This is a genomic window from Kribbella sp. NPDC026596 (assembly GCF_040638415.1).
In the GTDB taxonomy this organism is placed as follows: Bacteria; Actinomycetota; Actinomycetes; order Propionibacteriales; family Kribbellaceae; genus Kribbella.
The window spans coordinates 1-1,024 of the sequence record NZ_JBEZYF010000169.1; the positions used below are offsets into that span (position 1 = coordinate 1).

The 1,024-nt window shown below is 66.2% G+C and carries 2 protein-coding genes; both read right to left on the bottom strand.

The features are described 5' to 3' along the window. Positions 1-248 (bottom strand): cbb3-type cytochrome c oxidase subunit I (locus tag AB0E63_RS46500; RefSeq protein ID WP_360381367.1); only part of this gene is annotated, 248 nt, incomplete at its 3' end. A gap of 110 nt (positions 249-358) precedes the next feature. Continuing rightward, positions 359-841, bottom strand: coding sequence for a TraR/DksA family transcriptional regulator (locus AB0E63_RS46505; protein WP_360381364.1), 483 nt, complete (start codon positions 839-841; stop codon positions 359-361). Positions 842-1,024 lie beyond the last annotated feature (183 nt).

The window sequence follows — 1,024 nt, forward strand, 5'->3', positions numbered from 1 at the left end:
GCGAACAGCAGCAGCATGATCGTGCCGTGCATCGTGAACAGCTGGTTGTAGACCTCTTCGTTCACGATCTGCAGGCCCGGCTTGGCCAGCTCGGCCCGGATCATCAGCGCCATCACACCGCCGATCAGGAAGAACGCGAACGAGGTGATCAGGTACAGCTGGCCGATCAGCTTGTGGTCGGTGGTGGTCAGCCATTTGACGGCTGTTGCACCACGATGGCGGCGCAGACGTGTTGCAGGTTCGGCCAGGCCGACCCTGCCCGTCAGCGACCACGGACGGTCCTGGTGGGCACCGACATGCGTCAACTGCTCGTGGAGCGGATCGCTGTCGTCGGTCTGACTGGTCCCCACGGGCCAACTCACCAGTTCGCCGGCGGGTCGCTGGCCGGGAACGAATCCTCGCCCCACACGTCGACGATGTCACGCAGCGGTCGTGAAGGCGACGCCGGAGGAATGGTTCCCGTGCGCCAGGGATGCAGGTGCGAGCTCTGCAGCTCCTTGGACAGTTGGCATCGCAGGCACAGACTGGCCGTCGGAATGGCCTGCAGCCGGTCTGTGGCGATGGCGCGACCACACCGTTGACAGACCCCGAAGCGACCGATCGCGAGCCGGAAGAGAGCAGCGTCGACGGCCGCCAGCGCGGCCCTGGCGGCGGTCATCAGCGTAGCTGTCACCTCGCCCAGAGAGTCGTCAGATGTGTCCATCGCGTCGTACGCCAGGTCTGTGAGCTGATCGAGGCGAAACCGGCGCTGCCGTTCGAGCTCGCTGCGGTACCACCCCGAGTTGGGGGTCTGCCGGCCACGTGGTGGGTTGGGTGGCGCCACCTGATCGAGATCGGTCATCGAGTCCTCCTCGTCGCAACGGATCGCGGAGTCGCGATACCCCTCGCGCCCGTGTCCGCACGAGCCCAACGATGCCGCGTCGCCCGCGGGCTTAGTGGTCCGCACCGTAAGTTCGTCGGGGGTTACTTGGGCTGCCAGGCTGTGGGGTCGTTCAGGTAGAGGCCGCAGGCGCAGTCGAGTGCT

Bases quoted from the DNA above. Each gene is read 5' to 3' on its own strand.
- AB0E63_RS46505 (WP_360381364.1), bottom strand. From the start codon at position 841: ATGACCGATCTCGATCAGGTGGCGCCACCCAACCCACCACGTGGCCGG.